Origin of the sequence: Acidaminobacter sp. JC074 (genome assembly GCF_022496765.1) — a bacterium.
Lineage (GTDB): Bacteria > Bacillota > Clostridia > Peptostreptococcales > Acidaminobacteraceae > JABXKX01.
On the sequence record NZ_VANV01000025.1, the window covers coordinates 37,466 to 53,493 of the forward strand.

A 16,028-nucleotide genomic window follows, 5' to 3' on the forward strand; every position below is an offset into this window, starting at 1 on the left:
GTCCTCATTGAAACAATTTTTAGACAAAATTGATAGAAGAACTTTAACAGACGATGAAGTAAAAATGATGAACGCCATGAAACTTGCTTATATTGGTGATGCCGTTTATGAGGTTTACATCAGGACTTATGTGATGAACAATTACAGGGCCAATGTCAACAACCTAAATAGAAAGGCAGTCAGCTTTGTTAAGGCGGGTGCTCAGGCTAGAATTGTTGAGTATTTAAAACCATATTTGTCTGAAAGTGAGTGGGCAGTGGTTATGCGTGGTAGAAATCATAAGGTTACCACAGCTTCTAAAAATGCCGATATCAAGGACTATAAAATGGCAACGGGCTTTGAAGCCCTTATCGGCCAGCTTTATCTTAAGGGTGAAAAAGAAAGATTAGAAGACTTGATCATTCATGGCATCAAGCATATTGATCCGGAGGCAGACGATGAGTAAAAGAGATAAAATCATGATTCTTGTCATGATCGGTCTGGTGATTCTACTGCTTGTGAAGTCACTTGTTTTAGATCCTTATCAAGTGGAGAATGAAGCTGAAGAGGCATTTCTGACTTATGTGGAAAAGCTTGTAGATGAAAGATACAGTGGTGGTCTTTATGGGACCTTGGTTCAGATAAAGGTTGTAAACATCACTGAGATGAGTGAAAGAGAAAAGTCCTACAAAGACTTAGATGGCAATGTCCAGGTGACACAAGGTACCTACAAGGCTAAAATCAGAAAGTATATTCTGGGTATCTTACCTTATGCAGAAGAAAGTATTTTAGAAGGTGTAGAAGATGAAAGTTGATTTGATTACCCATACGCCGGAAGCAGAAAAAGTTGTATCTGCAGCGGCTAAGCTGTGTTACTCGAAAACGGGTACCCAGTCCATATTAGAAGGCTTGACTGATGACAAGGTGGAATCCTTTATTGAAAAGCTTGCCAGTCTTGGTCACGAATCACCTATAGAGCATGTTTCTTATACATTTGCTGTAGAAGGTGTCAGCAGGGTCTTGACACATCAGCTTGTAAGACATAGAATAGCATCGTATTCTCAGCAATCACAGCGTTATGTCAAACTAGAACAGTTTGAGTATGTTGTGCCACCGATGATAAAAAAGAATCCGAAAGCTTATGCAATATTTGAAAAAGCCATGCAAGAAGACCAGATGCATTACAACAGCCTGGTAGAGACTTTAGAAAAATCTTATATAGAAGAATACCTATCAGAAGGCTACAGTGACAAGAAATCTAAGCAAATGGCGGAGAAAAAAGCCATAGAGGATGCCAGATTTGTTTTTCCAAATGCCTGTGAGACAAAAATTATATTTACGATGAATGCTAGAACATTGATGCAGTTTTTTAAGCATAGATGTTGTGAAAGAGCCCAATGGGAAATCAGAGAACTTGCTGATCAGATGTTAGACTTGGTTAAGTCGGTTTCTCCTAACCTCTTTAAATATGCAGGACCGTCCTGTGTAGGCTCTACTTGTCCAGAAGGTTTTATGACTTGTGGTAAGGCAGCTGAAAAGAAAACATATTATTTGAAGGAAGATTAAATGAATGATTATATGATAGAAGGTAGAAATCCAGTTTTAGAAGCCATTCAATCTGGCAGAGACATTAACAAGCTTATGATTGCAAGTGGTAATAAGGAAGGTTCTATTAAAAAAATTATAGCTCAGGCTAAAGAAAAGGGCATTGTCATTTCTTATGTAGACAGACATAAGATCAATTCTCTTAGTCAATCAGACAACCATCAAGGTGTCATTGCTTTTGTAGCAGCTTATGACTACATGCCACTTGACCAGATGATTGCAAGTATTAAAGAAAAGGGCGAAGTACCCTTTATTATAGTATTGGATGAAATCAATGATCCTCATAACTTGGGTTCTATTATGAGAACAGCAGATGCTGTTGGTGCTCATGGCATTGTGATTCCTAAAAGACGTGCAGTAGGCTTAACGCCGGTTGTAGCAAAAACATCTGCAGGAGCTATTGAATATGTGCCCGTTGCAAGAGTTACAAACCTGGCAAGAGCCATTGACGAGTTAAAAGAGCATAATATTTGGGTTGCTGGTGCTGATATGGCTGGTGAACAAACGCATTTTCAAGCCAACTTTACTGGTGGCATTGCTCTTGTTATGGGGAATGAAGGTAAGGGACTCAGTCGTTTGGTAAAAGAAAAGTGTGACTTCTTAGTCAACATTCCTATGATTGGTAAGGTTTCTTCATTAAATGCTTCAGTAGCGGCATCTGTCATTATGTATGAAATCTTCAAGCAAAGGCAAGCTAATGAACAATAGAAAAACCATTTTATTTGTAGATGGTTACAATGTCTTAAATGCATGGCCTGAACTTAAGCTTATTCTAGAGGATGACTTTGAGGGGGCTAGAGAAAAACTCAATGACTACATGCATGAATACGCGTCATATTATGGCGAGGAAGTTTATGTGGTTTATGATGCTTATTTAACAAATGCTAAGAAGGCACATGTAGAAAGCTATGGTCATTTGCATGTGGTCTACACAAAAGAAAACCAGACAGCAGATTCTTATATAGAAAGACAAGTGAAACTCTTGTCTGAAGATGTAAGAATCATGATTAAGGTAGCAACTTCTGATTGGGTTCAGCAAAGACAAATTCTTGGCTCTGGTGGCATTCGTTTAACGCCTTGGGAATTAAAAGATAAATGTGCTAGAATAAGAAGGAAGATTGAACATCGACACAGAATGGCTGAAGAAGCGGCTTCTAAGGAGCCGTCGGGCCACCAATCTTTAAGAAATCTAGATAAATTACTGGAAATCAGAAAAAATAATTAAATTGGGTATTTACTTATTAGCGAGGAGTGATTATAATGAGTTCTGGTGCTTCTGCAAAATACATCAAAAATGAGGACTATGAAACCATGCCAGACGAGCTGGTGGTTGTATGGGCCAATGAAGGTGATACTTTTGCACTTGACTATCTAATTAGAAAATATAAGAATATTGTAAGAGCAAAAGCCAGATCCTATTTTCTGATTGGTGCAGATCCGGAAGATATCATTCAGGAAGGTATGATTGGTTTGTTTAAGGCCATTAGAGATTATAATGTTGATAAAAACGATAATTTTAAAGCCTTTGCTGAGTTGTGTATCAAGAGACAGATCATTACAGCCATAAAATCTGCTACTCGCCAAAAACACATTCCGCTTAATTCTTATGTGTCATTAAGTAAGCCCATATTTGATGATGAGTCGGAGAGAACACTTTTAGATGTTCTTAAGGGAAGACATTCGATGAATCCAGAAACGCTCTACATCACAAGAGAAGAAATCACTTCTATTAAAGACAAAATAGGAAAAATACTTAGTAAGTTCGAATGGAAAGTGCTGACCTATTACTTGGAAGGTCATTCATACCAAGAAATTGCTAATGATTTGGAGAAACCGCTTAAGTCGATTGACAATGCACTCCAAAGGGTTAAGAAGAAAATTGAGAAGTATTTGGAAGTTGATTTCGATTTTAATTAAGTCATTTAAAATACAAGGTACCTATGTTGACAATTTGAAATTAGTGTGTTAACTTAATAAGGTAACGGTATTTTGGATACGTGTATATAAATATCTAAAAGGGTAGGAGGTGTCTGACATGAGAGTAAAAATTACTTTAGCTTGTCAAGAGTGTAAGCAAAGAAACTATAACACTACAAAAAACAAGAAAAATAATCCGGATAGATTAGAACTTAAAAAGTATTGTAGATTCTGTAAGACTCATACAAACCATAAAGAAACTAAATAGTTTAAGGATGTGAGAAAATGGCTGTACAAACTAAGAAAAAAACAAGCTGGTTCAAATCTATTAGGATGGAACTAAAGAAAGTAAGTTGGCCAAATAGGAAAGAAGTTGGTCAATACACGGCGGTTGTATTTGGTATGTGTGTTGCTGTAGGCGTACTTATTGCTGCATGTGACGCTGTATTTGGTTTTTTATTCAGAGCAATCGTTGGTTAATTACAACTACATTATGAAGAAAGGGGGCAGAGTGTTACAGTAGTAGCACTATTCAGTATGTCAAAAGAAGCTAAATGGTATGTTGTTCATACGTACTCGGGTCATGAGAACAAAGTAAAAGCTAATATCGAGAAAATCGTAGAGAACAGAGGAAAGAATGACCTTATCTTAGAAGTTGCTGTGCCTACCGAAGATATAGTTGAAATTAAAAACGGTAAGAAGAAAGTCAAGCAAAGAAAGATATTCCCAGGTTATTGTCTAGTTAAAATGGTTATGACAGATGAGTCATGGTACATTGTTAGAAATACAAGAGGTGTAACAGGCTTTGTTGGACCGGAATCTAAGCCAATACCACTGACTGAAGAAGAAATTCAGAAGATGGGTATTGAAAAGCACATTGTTGAAATTGATGTTGTTGAAGGTGACAGCATTAAGGTTGTTTCAGGTCCTTTTGAAGGATTTGAAGGTATTGTTAAAGAAGTAAACATGGAAAAGCAAATTTTACATGTTTCGATTTCGATGTTCGGAAGAGAAACACCTGTAGAACTTGACTTTATTCAAGTTGAAAAATTATAATATCAAATTTATTTTGAGGAGGTGAAATCAAAATGGCTAAGAAATTGGTAAGTTTGGTTAAATTACAAATTCCTGCAGGTAAGGCGACTCCAGCACCACCAGTTGGTTCTGCGTTAGGTCCACACGGTCTTAACATCATGCAATTCTGTAAAGAGTTCAACGCAAAGACTGCAGATCAACCAGGAATGATTATTCCAGTTGTAATCAGTGTATATCAAGATAGATCATACACATTTATCACTAAGACTCCACCTGCTGCAGTATTATTAAAGAAAGCTGCTAAGATTGACAAGGCTTCTGGTGAGCCTCATAAGGTGAAGGTTGCTACTATTACTAAAGCACAATGTCAAGAAATCGCAGAGATTAAGAAAGAAGACTTAAACGCTGCAAACATCGAGACTGCTACTAGCATGATCATGGGTACTGCTAGATCAATGGGTATCGTAGTAGAAGGTTAATTACAAGTATAAGTCAAGTGGGAGACGTTAGTCGATAGAACCACGAGGAGGACTAAATGGCAAAATTAAGCAAGAAATATGCTGATGCTATGAAAAAAATCGATAAGTCTAAATTATACGATGTAGACGAAGCGGTAGCTTTATTAAAAGACATAGCTAAAGCTAAATTTGATGAAACTGTAGAAGTTCATTACAAAATGGGTGTTGATGGTAGACATGCTGATCAACAAATTAGAGGTGCAATTGTATTACCTCACGGTACTGGTAACTCAAAGAAGGTACTAGTAATCGCTAAAGGCGAAAAAGCTGAAGAAGCTAAAGCAGCTGGCGCTGACTTCGTTGGTGCTGAAGATATGGTAGAAAAGATTCAAAAGGAAAACTGGTTCGATTACGATGTAATCGTTGCGACTCCTGATATGATGGGTCTTATCGGTCGTTTAGGTAGAGTGTTAGGTCCTAAAGGTTTAATGCCAAACCCTAAGTCTGGTACAGTAACATTCGATCTTACTAAAGCTGTTAACGAAATCAAAGCTGGTAAAGTTGAGTACAGATTAGATAAAACTAATATTATCCACTGTTCAGTTGGTAAGATTTCTTTCGAGAACGATAAGTTAGTTGAAAACTTAAACGCTCTTACTGAAGCTATCAACAAAGCTAGACCTGCTGCAGCAAAAGGTACTTACTTAAGATCTGTAGTTATTACTTCAACTATGAGTCCTGGTATCAAATTAAACGCTGCAAAATTATAAAGTTTAAAAATTGAGTTGACATTGTTTCACTTAAGTGTTAAACTTCATAAAGAAATTAAATACGAGTATTCACCAAAGACAGTAGGGGCTTCGGCTTAATTATCCTACCGAGGTATAAATAGATTTTTATGATACCCCTTTGTCTTTGCAGAGGGGTTTTTTATTGATATCGGTGAATCCATAAATCTAAACGAGGAGGTGGACGAATGTCTCAGAACTTTGAAAACAAAAAAGTTAAAGTAGAAGAAATTCGCGAAAAGTTTTCAAATGCCAAGTCGGCAATTCTTGTTGATTACAGAGGTCTTACAGTATCAGAAGCTACTGATTTAAGAACGAAGTTTAGAGAAGCTGGCGTTGAGTATAAAGTTTACAAGAACAACTTAATGAAATTAGCTATTAAGGATAGTTCGTTTGAAGGTTTAACAGCAGACTTAGCTGGTCCAAGTGCAGTAGCATTTGGTTACGAAGATCCTGTTACACCTGCAAAGATCGTTAAAGACTTTGCGAAAGACCATGAAAATTTAGAATTAAAAGCTGGTGTTGTTGAAGGCGAGTACTATGACAATGCTAAAATTATTGAAATCGCTGACATTCCATCTAGAGAAGTATTACTTTCTAGACTTGTTGGTTCATTCCAAGCTCCTATCTCAAACTTTGCTTACTTAGTAAAGAATATTGTAGATAAGAGAGTTGAAGAAGGCGAAGAGGCTCCAGTTGAAGAAGCTGCTCCTGCAGAAGCTCCAGCTGAGGAAAACGTAGAACAAGCTGAAGCTGCTCCTGCAGAAGAAGCATAATAATTTCGGAGGTGTATTATGAACAAAGAGCAAATTATTGAAGCAATTAAGGAAATGACTGTATTAGAGCTTAACGAATTAGTTAAAGCTTGTGAAGAAGAGTTTGGCGTATCAGCTGCTGCTCCTGTAGTTATGGCTGCAGGTGGTGGAGATGCTGCTGGTGGTGCTGCTGAGCAAACTGAATTTGACGTAGTATTAGCTAACGCTGGTGCTAAGAAGATCGGTGTTATCAAGGTAGTTAGAGAAATCACTGGTTTAGGTCTTAAAGAAGCTAAAGCATTAGTTGATGGCGCTCCAAATGCAATCAAAGAAGGCGTAGCTAAAGAAGAAGCAGAAGCAATGAAAGCTAAGTTAGAAGAAGCTGGTGCTGCTGTAGAACTTAAGTAATCAATACTTAAATTTTATAAATGGATTTCAGTAATGGAATCCATTTTTTTCTTTAAAAGACCTTTTTATTGATACTGTAATCTCCTGCTTTTAAAAGGAGATTATCATTATGTGAAACTGTGTTTCAAGTATTAATAAAGAGGTATAATATTTACGAAAAAATCGTTGACTAACAACATGATATATGTTATAGTTTTAAAATGGCATAAGTAGCGATATGTCTTTTTGCGCGTGCAAAAATATATGCTATGAATCCTATTTATGCCGTGGTTTTTTAACGTATAGAGAAGTAATTTCTCTTAAAATAACAACAAATTTATGCTTAAGGGGTGAACAGTTGATGCCGCAACCTATACAACTCGGAAATGCTGAAAGAATGAGTTTTTCGAAGGTGAAAGACGTAATTGAAAAGCCAAATCTAGTTGAAGTTCAAAAGAAATCATTCAGATGGTTCTTAGAAACTGGATTAATGGAAGCTTTTAATGATATCTCACCGATTAAAGACTATACGGAAAACTTAGTTTTGGAATTCGTTGATTACGAATTAGAAGACAAGGCAAAGTATGATATTGAAGAATGTAAAGATAGAGATGTAACTTATGCCGTTCCGTTAAAGGTTCAGGTAAGATTCATCAACAAAGAGACTGGCGAAGTTAAAGAGCAAAAAGTTTTCATGGGTGACTTCCCTATGATGACACCAAAAGGAACTTTTGTGATTAACGGTGCTGAGCGTGTAATTGTATCGCAATTAGTACGTTCACCAGGTCCATACTATGATATGAAGTTTGATAAAGTTGGTTCGAAATTATTTTCTACAACTGTTATCCCAAATCGTGGTGCGTGGTTAGAGTATGAAACAGATTCTAACGATATTATTTCTGTTAGAATTGACCGTACTAGAAAGTTACCAGCAACGGTTCTTGTTAGAGCGCTTGGATTTGAATCAGATCATGAAATTATTAGTATTTTTGGTGAGTCAGAAAGACTATTAAGAACATTAGAGAAAGACTCAACGTCTTCTCAAGATGAAGCTCTTGTAGAGATCTATAAGAAGTTAAGACCAGGTGAGCCACCAAACGTGGACAATGCCAAGTCATTATTATTCTCTTTATTATTCGATGATAAGAGATATGACCTTGCAAAGGTTGGTCGTTATAAGTACAACAAGAAGTTAGGTGTTGCTGACCGTATTATGACTAATATTGCGGCTGAGAACATCGTTGACCCTAGAACTGGTGAAATCTTATTTGAAGAAGGTCATAAATTTACGGAAGCAGAAGCATTTGAAGTAGAAAATGCTGGTGTTAAAGTTGTAAACGTGATCAACGCCGATGGCGAACCTGTTAAAGTTGTAGGTAATCACTTTGTTGACTTAAGTCAGTATGTAGACTATGAAGGTATTAATGTTCAAGGTAAGGTACATTACCCTACATTAATGAGCATTCTAGAAAACTACACAGATGAAGAAGAAATTGTTGATCAAATCAACATGAACGCTAAAAAAGACCGTAAGCGTGACGAGGTGAATGACAAACTTATTCCTAAGAATATTATTGTAGATGATATTATTGCATCATTCTCATATATTCTGAACCTAGCACAAAACGTGGGTCTTACAGATGATATTGACCATTTAGGTAACAGAAGAATCCGTTCTGTTGGTGAGCTTCTGCAAAACCAATTTAGAATCGGTTTATCTAGAATGGAAAGAGTTGTTCGTGAAAGAATGACAATTCAGGATATGGAAGCGATCACGCCTCAAGCCTTAATTAACATTCGTCCTGTAACTGCTGCTATTAAAGAATTCTTTGGTTCTTCGCAGTTATCTCAGTTCATGGACCAGAACAACCCACTTGCCGAGTTAACAAACTTAAGAAGACTTTCAGCTCTTGGACCAGGTGGTCTTTCAAGAGAGAGAGCGGGCTTCGAGGTTCGTGACGTTCACTATTCTCACTACGGTAGAATGTGTCCGATTGAAACGCCTGAGGGTCCAAACATCGGTTTGATCGGTAACTTATCAATCTTTGCTCAAATCAATGAGTATGGTTTCGTAGAGGCACCATACAACATTGTAGAGAAAGGTACAGGTCGTGTAACTGGCGAAATCCGTTACATGAGTGCAGATGAAGAAAAAGATGCCGTAATGATTCCAGCTTCTACTGAGCTAGATGAAAATGGTTACATTAAAAATAAAAACGTTGTTGGTCGTCGTAAGGGTGACATCAAGGAATTTGCTCGTGAAGAAGTTTCGTTAATGGAAGTATCACCACAGCAGTTGATTTCAGTTGCAACATCTCTTATTCCGTTCTTAGAGAACGATGATGCCAATAGAGCCCTAATGGGTGCTAACATGCAGAAGCAGGCAGTACCTTTATTAGTTGCTCAATCACCAATCATTGGTACAGGTATGGAGTACTTCTCAGCAAGAGACTCTGGTGCGGTTAATATTGCACCGGCGGATTCGACTGTAGAGTATGTATCTGCTACAAAGATTGTATTAAAGCGTGATGATTCACAAAAGAGAGATGAGTTCGAACTGCTTAAGTTCAAGCGTTCAAACCAGGGTACTTGCGTGAACCAAACACCACTTGTATCAAAAGGCCAAAAGTTAAAAGCAGGTCACATCATTTCTGATGGTCCTTCAACTCACAATGGTGAGATGGCACTGGGTACAAACCTTCAAGTTGCATTCATGACATGGAATGGTTACAACTATGAGGATGCGATTCTTCTTAGTGAAGAGTTAGTAAGAAAAGATGCTTTGACTTCTATTCATATTGAAGAGTACGAGTGTGAAGCTAGAGATACAAAATTAGGACCTGAAGAGATTACTCGTGATATTCCAAACGTTGGTGAGGATGCACTGAAGGATCTTGATGAAAGAGGTATCATTAGAATTGGTGCTGAAGTTGGTCCTGGAGACATCTTAGTTGGTAAGGTAACACCTAAGGGTGAAACTGAATTAACAGCTGAGGAAAGATTATTAAGAGCAATCTTCGGTGAGAAGGCTAGAGAAGTAAGAGATACTTCATTAAAAGTACCTCATGGTGAAGCTGGTATCATCGTAGATGTAAAAGTATTTGTAAGAGAAAATGGTGATGAATTATCTCCAGGTGTTAACTTACTAGTAAGAGTATACATTGCTAAGAAACGTAAGATCAACGTTGGTGATAAGATGGCCGGTCGACATGGTAACAAGGGTGTTATTTCTAAGATATTACCTATTGAAGATATGCCATTTGCTGAAGACGGTACACCAGTTCAAATTATCCTTAACCCACTAGGGGTACCATCTCGTATGAATATCGGTCAGGTGCTTGAGATTCACTTAGGTTTAGCTGCTAAGAAGCTAGGCTGGAATGTAGCAACTATGGCCTTTGATGGTGCAAAAGAGGGACAAATTGCTGAACTTCTTGAAGAAGCAGGTTATCCAGGTACTGGTAAGCTTAAGCTTCGTGACGGTAGAACAGGGGAATACTTCGACAACCCAGTAACAGTTGGTTACATGTACATGTTAAAACTGCATCACTTGGTAGACGATAAGATCCATGCTCGTTCAACTGGTCCATATTCATTGGTAACGCAACAGCCACTTGGTGGTAAAGCACAGTTTGGTGGTCAGAGATTTGGTGAGATGGAGGTATGGGCACTTGAGGCATATGGTGCAGCATACACATTACAGGAAATCTTAACAGTTAAGTCGGATGACGTAGTAGGTCGTGTTAAGGCTTACGAGGCAATTGTTAAGGGTGAAAATATTCCTGAGCCAGGAATCCCTGAATCATTCAAGGTATTGATTAAAGAATTCCAATCACTTGCACTTGATGTAAGTGTGATCAAAGCAGGCGCTGGCGAAGTCGAAATGAAAGAGGGTATCGATGATATTGCAGATGATCCTTCTGATTTAGATGATTTAATCGTTAATGACGCTGAGCAAGGCGAAGGTGTTTTAATCGAAGATGAAGAAGGCGAAATCATTGAAGAAGAATTCAGTGAAGAAGCGGCTTTCTCAGATGATGACATCATCCCAGTAGATGATCTTGATTTAGATTTTGAAGACTAATGGTAGCAGCTACGGCTGCTCCATAAGTGAAGCGATTACTTATGAAGGGAGCGAAAATCTTGCTAGAGTTTGATAATTTTGATTCCATAAAAATTCGATTAGCCTCTCCTGAAAAGATCAGAAGCTGGTCTCGAGGAGAAGTTAAAAAGCCGGAAACTATCAACTACAGAACTTTAAAGCCTGAAAAAGAAGGTTTGTTCTGTGAAAAAATATTTGGACCTACAAAGGACTGGGAATGTCATTGTGGTAAATACAAAAGAGTACGTTATAAAGGCGTAATCTGTGATCGTTGTGGTGTTGAAGTAACAAGAGCTAAAGTACGTCGTGAGAGAATGGGCCATATTGAATTAGCGGCACCTGTATCTCATATCTGGTACTTCAGAGGGATTCCATCTAAGATGGGTATCTTACTTGATATGTCACCTAGATCATTAGAGAAAATTTTATACTTTGCAGCTTACATTGTAACAGATGCTGGTGATACAGCACTTTCTTACAAGCAAGTATTATCAGAAAAAGAATATGCTGATGCCAGAGAGCAATACGGCGGTAGATTCAAAGCTGGTATGGGTGCAGAGTCTGTAAGAAAAATCTTACAACAACTTGACCTAGATTCTTTAAGAGAAGAGTTAAAAGCTCAATATCAAGAAGCAACTGGTCAAAAGAAAGTTAAATTAATTAGAAGATTAGAAGTTGTAGACAACTTTAGAGAATCTGGCAACAGCCCTGATTGGATGATCATGGACGTTGTACCAGTTATCCCACCTGATTTAAGACCTATGGTTCAATTAGATGGTGGTCGTTTTGCAACATCTGACTTAAATGACTTATATAGAAGAGTTATTAATAGAAACAACCGTCTTAAGAGACTTTTAGAATTAGGTGCTCCTGATATCATCGTAAGAAATGAAAAGCGTATGCTTCAAGAAGCTGTGGATTCATTAATTGACAATGGTAGAAGAGGCCGTCCTGTAACAGGTCCTGGTAACAGACCACTTAGATCTTTATCAGACATGTTAAAAGGTAAGCAGGGTCGATTCAGACAAAACTTATTAGGTAAGCGTGTTGACTACTCTGGCCGTTCGGTTATCGTAGTTGGTCCATCACTTAAGTTCTACCAGTGTGGTTTACCTAAGAAAATGGCACTTGAGCTATTTAAGCCATTTGTTATGAAGCGTCTTGTTCAAGAAGAAATTGTTCATAACATTAAATCAGCTAAGAGAATGGTGGAAAGAGGTAAGCCTGAGGTATGGCCAATCGTTGAGGATGTTATTAAGAATCATCCAGTACTGCTTAACAGAGCACCGACACTTCATAGACTTGGTATCCAAGCATTTGAACCGGTACTAGTTGATGGTAAAGCGATTAGACTTCACCCACTTGTGTGTACTGCTTACAACGCCGATTTTGACGGTGACCAGATGGCGGTTCACGTTCCTTTATCTGTAGAAGCACAAGCAGAAGCAAGATACTTAATGCTTTCTGTTAACAATATTTTAGCACCGAAAGATGGTCTTCCAATTACTACTCCTACACAGGATATGGTACTTGGTGCTTACTACCTAACACTTCATCAAGAAGGCGTTCTAGGTGAAGGTAAGATCTTTAAAGATTTTGATGAGATGTACATGGCTTACAGAGCTGGCACAGTTCATCTTCATGCTAAAGTTGGTGTAAGAGTTAAATTACATGATGAAGATTTAGGTCAAATTGTTCACTCTACAGTAGGTAGATTCATCTTCAATGCTGAATTACCTCAAACTTTAGGTTTTGTTGATAGAGATGAAGATCCATATGGATTAGAAATTGACTACTTATGTACTAAAAAAGACTTAGAAACAATTATTGCAAGCTGTTATGAGCGTACTGGTAACACAGTTACTGCTAGAATTATGGATGAGATTAAGAATCTAGGTTTTAGATACTCAACTCAATCTGCAATCACAGTTGCCGTAGTTGACATGGTTATTCCAGGAAACAAATGGGAAATCGTTGAAGAGTCTAGAAAGAAAGTTGAAAAGTACCAAGCTGCATTTAAGAGAGGTTTCTTAACTGAAGAAGAAAGATACGAAGGTATCATTCAAACTTGGACGCAAACAACTGAAGATGTAACAAACGAGCTGATGGATACAATGCCTCGTTTAAATAATATTAATATCATGGCCCACTCTGGTGCCCGTGGTTCGAGAAACCAGATCAGACAGTTAGGTGCGATGCGTGGTCTTATGGCCAATGCAACTGGTAAGACGGTAGAGATTCCAATCCTTTCTAACTTCCGTGAAGGTCTGTCGGTTCTTGAGTACTTTATCTCAACAACTGGTGCGAGAAAGGGTCTTGCCGATACCGCACTTAGAACAGCCGATTCAGGTTACTTAACAAGAAGACTTGTTGATGTTGCTCAGGACGTTATCGTTCGTGAAGTTGACTGTGGCTCTGAAACAGGTATTGTTGTTAGAGATATCGTAGAAAATGGTCAAGTCATTGAAGGTTTGGCTGAAAGAGTTGAAGGTCGTTACCCAGTTCAAGATGTTCTTCATCCTGAAACAGGTCAAGTAGTTGCTTCATCTGAAGTAATGATCAACAAGAAAGTTGCTAAGGCAATTGTAGATGCAGGTATCACTGAAGTAGAGATTCGTTCAGTTCTTAACTGTGAAGCAGAGTACGGTGTTTGCTGTAAGTGTTACGGTAAAAACCTTGCAACTGGTAAGCCAATGAATATTGGTGAGGCTGTTGGTACAATCGCAGCTCAATCAATCGGTGAGCCGGGTACACAGTTAACAATGAGAACATTCCATACAGGTGGTGTTGCCGGTGCCGATATCACTCAAGGTCTTCCTAGAGTTGAGGAGCTTTTCGAAGGTCGTAAGCCAAAAGGTATGGCAGTTATCGCTGAAATCGAAGGTCGCATAAGCTTCCAAGAGACAAGAAGAAAATTAGAAGTTGTTATTACAAATGATTCTGGTGAATCACATGCTTCTCAAATTGTCTTTGGTTCTCGTTTAAGAGTTCAAGAAGGTGACTACGTAAAAGCTGGTGAAAAGATCACGGAAGGTTCGATTAACCCACATGACATCTTAAGAGTTGTTGGTGTTAATGGCGTACAAGAGTACATCGTTAAGGAAATCCAGGTTGTATATCGTCTTCAGGGTGTTGACATCGATGATAAGCACATTGAAGTTATCGTTAGACAAATGCTTTCTAAGATTAAAATTGATGAACCAGGTGATTCTGATAACTTACCAGGTAGAGTCATTTCTTATAAAGAGTTTAAAGATGTTAATAAAAAATTAGTTGCTGAAGGCAAAGAAGTAATGGAAGGTACTAGAGCACTTTACGGTATCACAAAAGCTTCACTTGCTACAGATTCATTCTTATCAGCTGCATCGTTCCAGGAAACAACAAGAGTTCTTACAGATGCTGCAGTAAGAGGTAAAGAAGATAAGCTTCTTGGTCTTAAAGAAAATGTTATCATTGGTAAGTTAATACCAGCTGGTACAGGACTAAGAAAGTACAAGAATGTAGCATACGAAAAGAAAAATGAATTAGACATGCAAGATGTATTCTTATAAGTTGTAAGACCCGAAAGTATTTTGTTATTTTTATTGACAATACTGCTTTCGGGGTGTTACAATATTTGAGTATGTTATCTTGAATATATTCTGTTCATGATAAAACGCTTGTAAAAACAAGTAACAAAGGGGTGTTCTATGGATTTAACAAACTTAGAAACAGCTCAATGTAAAAAAATCGGTATCAAGCAATCGCTGAAGATTATAAAACGTGATGAAGCCGAGGCCCTATTTGTGGCTAAAGACGCTGAGCAATATGTAGTCAGAAGCATTGTTAAGCTTGCTGAAGAAAAACAAATTCCAATAATTTATGTTGAAAGTATGTTGATCTTGGGTAAAGCGTGTAATATTGACGTTGGTGCTGCGACGGCAGTGATTGTAAAATAAAAGTGACTATATTTATATTAAAATTCGAAAGGAGGTGCATGGATGCCTACTATTAACCAATTAGTAAGACAAGGGAGAAAAGCAAGTGAGACAAAATCAACTGCTCCTGCGTTAAACAGAAGTTTCAACTCTTTAAAGAGACAAGCTACTAAAGCTAAATCTCCACAAAAGAGAGGTGTATGTACGTCAGTTAAAACTGTTACACCTAAAAAGCCTAACTCGGCCCTTAGAAAAGTTGCGAGAGTTAGACTTTCAAATGGTTTAGAAGTTACAGCTTATATTCCAGGTGAAGGCCACAATCTTCAAGAGCATAGTGTTGTTTTGATTCGTGGTGGTAGAGTAAAAGACTTACCAGGTTGTAGATACCATATCGTTAGAGGTGTACTTGATACATCAGGTGTTTCTGATAGAAATCAAGCTAGATCTAAGTATGGTGCTAAGAGACCTAAGAAGAAGAAGTAATTTAAATCAGCCTTTACTTCGGTAAAGGCTTCATATAGTCATATGCACAACGACAGTTGTTAAAATTGTCGAGTACCGATGAAGAAAAGTTATAATTAAGGAGGGAAGTACAGTGCCTAGAAAAGGAAATGTTCCAAAGAGAAAAGTGTTACCTGATCCAGTACATGGTTCGGTTGTAGTAGCTAAGCTAATCAACTCAATCATGTTAGATGGTAAAAAAGGTACAGCACAAAGAATCGTTTACGATGCATTCGAAATGATCGCTGAAAAGACTGGTAAAGAAGCTTTAGAAGTTTTTGAAACTGCTATGGAAAACATCATGCCAGTATTAGAAGTTAAGTCAAGAAGAGTTGGTGGTTCAAACTATCAGGTACCAATCGAAGTTCGTCCAGTAAGAAGACAAACTTTAGGTTTAAGATGGTTAACGCTTTACACAAGAAAGCGTGGCGAAAGAACTATGTCTGAAAGACTAGCTAAAGAAATTATGGATGCTGCTAATAACACTGGTGCATCAGTTAAGAAGAAAGAAGATACGCATAAGATGGCAGAAGCTAACAGAGCATTTGCACACTACAGATTCTAATATTGCGTAGGTATCTTGA

At 37.8% G+C, this 16,028-nt stretch carries 18 protein-coding genes and 1 other annotated feature; all 18 genes read left to right on the forward strand.

The genetic code is table 11. The annotated features are described in order from the left end of the window. Nucleotides 1-7: 7 nt before the first annotated feature. The 18 genes from EZV73_RS23160 (at nt 8) to rpsG (ending at nt 16,009) form a co-directional block, all read left to right on the forward strand. Nucleotides 8-445, forward strand: coding sequence for a Mini-ribonuclease 3 (locus EZV73_RS23160; protein WP_240842825.1), 438 nt, complete (start codon nt 8-10; stop codon nt 443-445). Continuing rightward, on the forward strand, nt 438-794 hold the full coding sequence (locus tag EZV73_RS23165; RefSeq protein WP_240842826.1) for a hypothetical protein: 357 nt from the start codon (nt 438-440) through the stop codon (nt 792-794). Before EZV73_RS23160 ends, EZV73_RS23165 begins: the two co-directional genes overlap by 8 nt. After that, the gene (gene thyX, locus EZV73_RS23170) at nt 784-1,545 is read left to right on the forward strand and encodes an FAD-dependent thymidylate synthase (protein ID WP_240842827.1); all 762 of its coding nucleotides are present in this window, start codon (nt 784-786) and stop codon (nt 1,543-1,545) included. Before EZV73_RS23165 ends, thyX begins: the two co-directional genes overlap by 11 nt. Next, on the forward strand, nt 1,546-2,292 hold the full coding sequence (gene rlmB, locus EZV73_RS23175; RefSeq protein WP_240842828.1) for a 23S rRNA (guanosine(2251)-2'-O)-methyltransferase RlmB: 747 nt from the start codon (nt 1,546-1,548) through the stop codon (nt 2,290-2,292). It begins immediately after the preceding gene. Beyond that, nucleotides 2,282-2,809, forward strand: coding sequence for an NYN domain-containing protein (locus tag EZV73_RS23180; RefSeq protein ID WP_240842829.1), 528 nt, complete (start codon nt 2,282-2,284; stop codon nt 2,807-2,809). Before rlmB ends, EZV73_RS23180 begins: the two co-directional genes overlap by 11 nt. A gap of 35 nt (nt 2,810-2,844) precedes the next feature. Next, on the forward strand, nt 2,845-3,501 hold the full coding sequence (sigH, locus tag EZV73_RS23185; protein WP_240842830.1) for an RNA polymerase sporulation sigma factor SigH: 657 nt from the start codon (nt 2,845-2,847) through the stop codon (nt 3,499-3,501). A gap of 118 nt (nt 3,502-3,619) precedes the next feature. Next, on the forward strand, nt 3,620-3,769 hold the full coding sequence (rpmG, locus tag EZV73_RS23190; RefSeq protein ID WP_240842831.1) for a 50S ribosomal protein L33: 150 nt from the start codon (nt 3,620-3,622) through the stop codon (nt 3,767-3,769). Nucleotides 3,770-3,786: 17 nt separating this feature from the next. Next, nucleotides 3,787-3,981: a preprotein translocase subunit SecE gene (gene secE, locus EZV73_RS23195; protein ID WP_240842832.1), complete on the forward strand. Its 195-nt coding sequence runs from the start codon at nt 3,787-3,789 to the stop codon at nt 3,979-3,981. 57 nt (nt 3,982-4,038) lie between these two features. Further along, nucleotides 4,039-4,557, forward strand: coding sequence for a transcription termination/antitermination protein NusG (gene nusG, locus EZV73_RS23200; RefSeq protein WP_240842833.1), 519 nt, complete (start codon nt 4,039-4,041; stop codon nt 4,555-4,557). A gap of 32 nt (nt 4,558-4,589) precedes the next feature. Then, a complete protein-coding gene (gene rplK / locus EZV73_RS23205) occupies nt 4,590-5,015 on the forward strand; it encodes a 50S ribosomal protein L11 (RefSeq protein ID WP_240842834.1) in 426 nt (141 codons plus the stop codon). A gap of 56 nt (nt 5,016-5,071) precedes the next feature. Beyond that, nucleotides 5,072-5,764, forward strand: coding sequence for a 50S ribosomal protein L1 (gene rplA, locus EZV73_RS23210; RefSeq protein WP_240842835.1), 693 nt, complete (start codon nt 5,072-5,074; stop codon nt 5,762-5,764). 54 nt (nt 5,765-5,818) lie between these two features. Then, nucleotides 5,819-5,935: a sequence feature (ribosomal protein L10 leader region), on the forward strand. Nucleotides 5,936-5,970: 35 nt separating this feature from the next. Continuing rightward, nucleotides 5,971-6,558: a 50S ribosomal protein L10 gene (rplJ, locus tag EZV73_RS23215; RefSeq protein WP_240842836.1), complete on the forward strand. Its 588-nt coding sequence runs from the start codon at nt 5,971-5,973 to the stop codon at nt 6,556-6,558. An 18-nt stretch (nt 6,559-6,576) separates the two neighbouring features. Continuing rightward, nucleotides 6,577-6,945 (forward strand): 50S ribosomal protein L7/L12, encoded by a 369-nt coding sequence (gene rplL / locus EZV73_RS23220; protein WP_240842837.1) that lies wholly within the window; start codon nt 6,577-6,579, stop codon nt 6,943-6,945. 340 nt (nt 6,946-7,285) lie between these two features. After that, nucleotides 7,286-11,008 (forward strand): DNA-directed RNA polymerase subunit beta, encoded by a 3,723-nt coding sequence (gene rpoB / locus EZV73_RS23225; protein WP_240842838.1) that lies wholly within the window; start codon nt 7,286-7,288, stop codon nt 11,006-11,008. A 59-nt stretch (nt 11,009-11,067) separates the two neighbouring features. Beyond that, nucleotides 11,068-14,577 carry a DNA-directed RNA polymerase subunit beta' gene (gene rpoC / locus EZV73_RS23230; RefSeq protein ID WP_240842896.1) on the forward strand — a complete coding sequence of 1,170 codons (3,510 nt, stop codon included), beginning with the start codon at nt 11,068-11,070 and terminating at the stop codon, nt 14,575-14,577. A 138-nt stretch (nt 14,578-14,715) separates the two neighbouring features. Beyond that, nucleotides 14,716-14,964 (forward strand): ribosomal L7Ae/L30e/S12e/Gadd45 family protein, encoded by a 249-nt coding sequence (locus tag EZV73_RS23235; RefSeq protein ID WP_240842839.1) that lies wholly within the window; start codon nt 14,716-14,718, stop codon nt 14,962-14,964. A 42-nt stretch (nt 14,965-15,006) separates the two neighbouring features. Continuing rightward, entirely contained in the window at nt 15,007-15,426 is a 420-nt protein-coding gene (gene rpsL, locus EZV73_RS23240) for a 30S ribosomal protein S12 (RefSeq protein ID WP_240842840.1), read from the forward strand. 112 nt (nt 15,427-15,538) lie between these two features. Beyond that, nucleotides 15,539-16,009, forward strand: a complete 471-nt coding sequence (gene rpsG / locus EZV73_RS23245) for a 30S ribosomal protein S7 (RefSeq protein WP_240842841.1) — start codon at nt 15,539-15,541, stop codon at nt 16,007-16,009. Nucleotides 16,010-16,028 lie beyond the last annotated feature (19 nt).

Excerpts from the sequence above, each read along its gene's own strand:
- rplK (WP_240842834.1), top strand. The coding sequence starts at position 4,590 with ATGGCTAAGAAATTGGTAAGTTTGGTTAAATTACAAATTCCTGCAGGT.
- rplJ (WP_240842836.1), top strand. The coding sequence starts at position 5,971 with ATGTCTCAGAACTTTGAAAACAAAAAAGTTAAAGTAGAAGAAATTCGC.
- rpsL (WP_240842840.1), top strand. The coding sequence starts at position 15,007 with ATGCCTACTATTAACCAATTAGTAAGACAAGGGAGAAAAGCAAGTGAG.
- secE (WP_240842832.1), top strand. The coding sequence starts at position 3,787 with ATGGCTGTACAAACTAAGAAAAAAACAAGCTGGTTCAAATCTATTAGG.
- rplA (WP_240842835.1), top strand. The coding sequence starts at position 5,072 with ATGGCAAAATTAAGCAAGAAATATGCTGATGCTATGAAAAAAATCGAT.
- thyX (WP_240842827.1), top strand. The coding sequence starts at position 784 with ATGAAAGTTGATTTGATTACCCATACGCCGGAAGCAGAAAAAGTTGTA.
- nusG (WP_240842833.1), top strand. The coding sequence starts at position 4,039 with ATGTCAAAAGAAGCTAAATGGTATGTTGTTCATACGTACTCGGGTCAT.
- rpmG (WP_240842831.1), top strand. The coding sequence starts at position 3,620 with ATGAGAGTAAAAATTACTTTAGCTTGTCAAGAGTGTAAGCAAAGAAAC.
- EZV73_RS23180 (WP_240842829.1), top strand. The coding sequence starts at position 2,282 with ATGAACAATAGAAAAACCATTTTATTTGTAGATGGTTACAATGTCTTA.
- EZV73_RS23235 (WP_240842839.1), top strand. The coding sequence starts at position 14,716 with ATGGATTTAACAAACTTAGAAACAGCTCAATGTAAAAAAATCGGTATC.
- EZV73_RS23165 (WP_240842826.1), top strand. The coding sequence starts at position 438 with ATGAGTAAAAGAGATAAAATCATGATTCTTGTCATGATCGGTCTGGTG.
- rplL (WP_240842837.1), top strand. The coding sequence starts at position 6,577 with ATGAACAAAGAGCAAATTATTGAAGCAATTAAGGAAATGACTGTATTA.
- rpoB (WP_240842838.1), top strand. The coding sequence starts at position 7,286 with ATGCCGCAACCTATACAACTCGGAAATGCTGAAAGAATGAGTTTTTCG.
- sigH (WP_240842830.1), top strand. The coding sequence starts at position 2,845 with ATGAGTTCTGGTGCTTCTGCAAAATACATCAAAAATGAGGACTATGAA.
- rlmB (WP_240842828.1), top strand. The coding sequence starts at position 1,546 with ATGAATGATTATATGATAGAAGGTAGAAATCCAGTTTTAGAAGCCATT.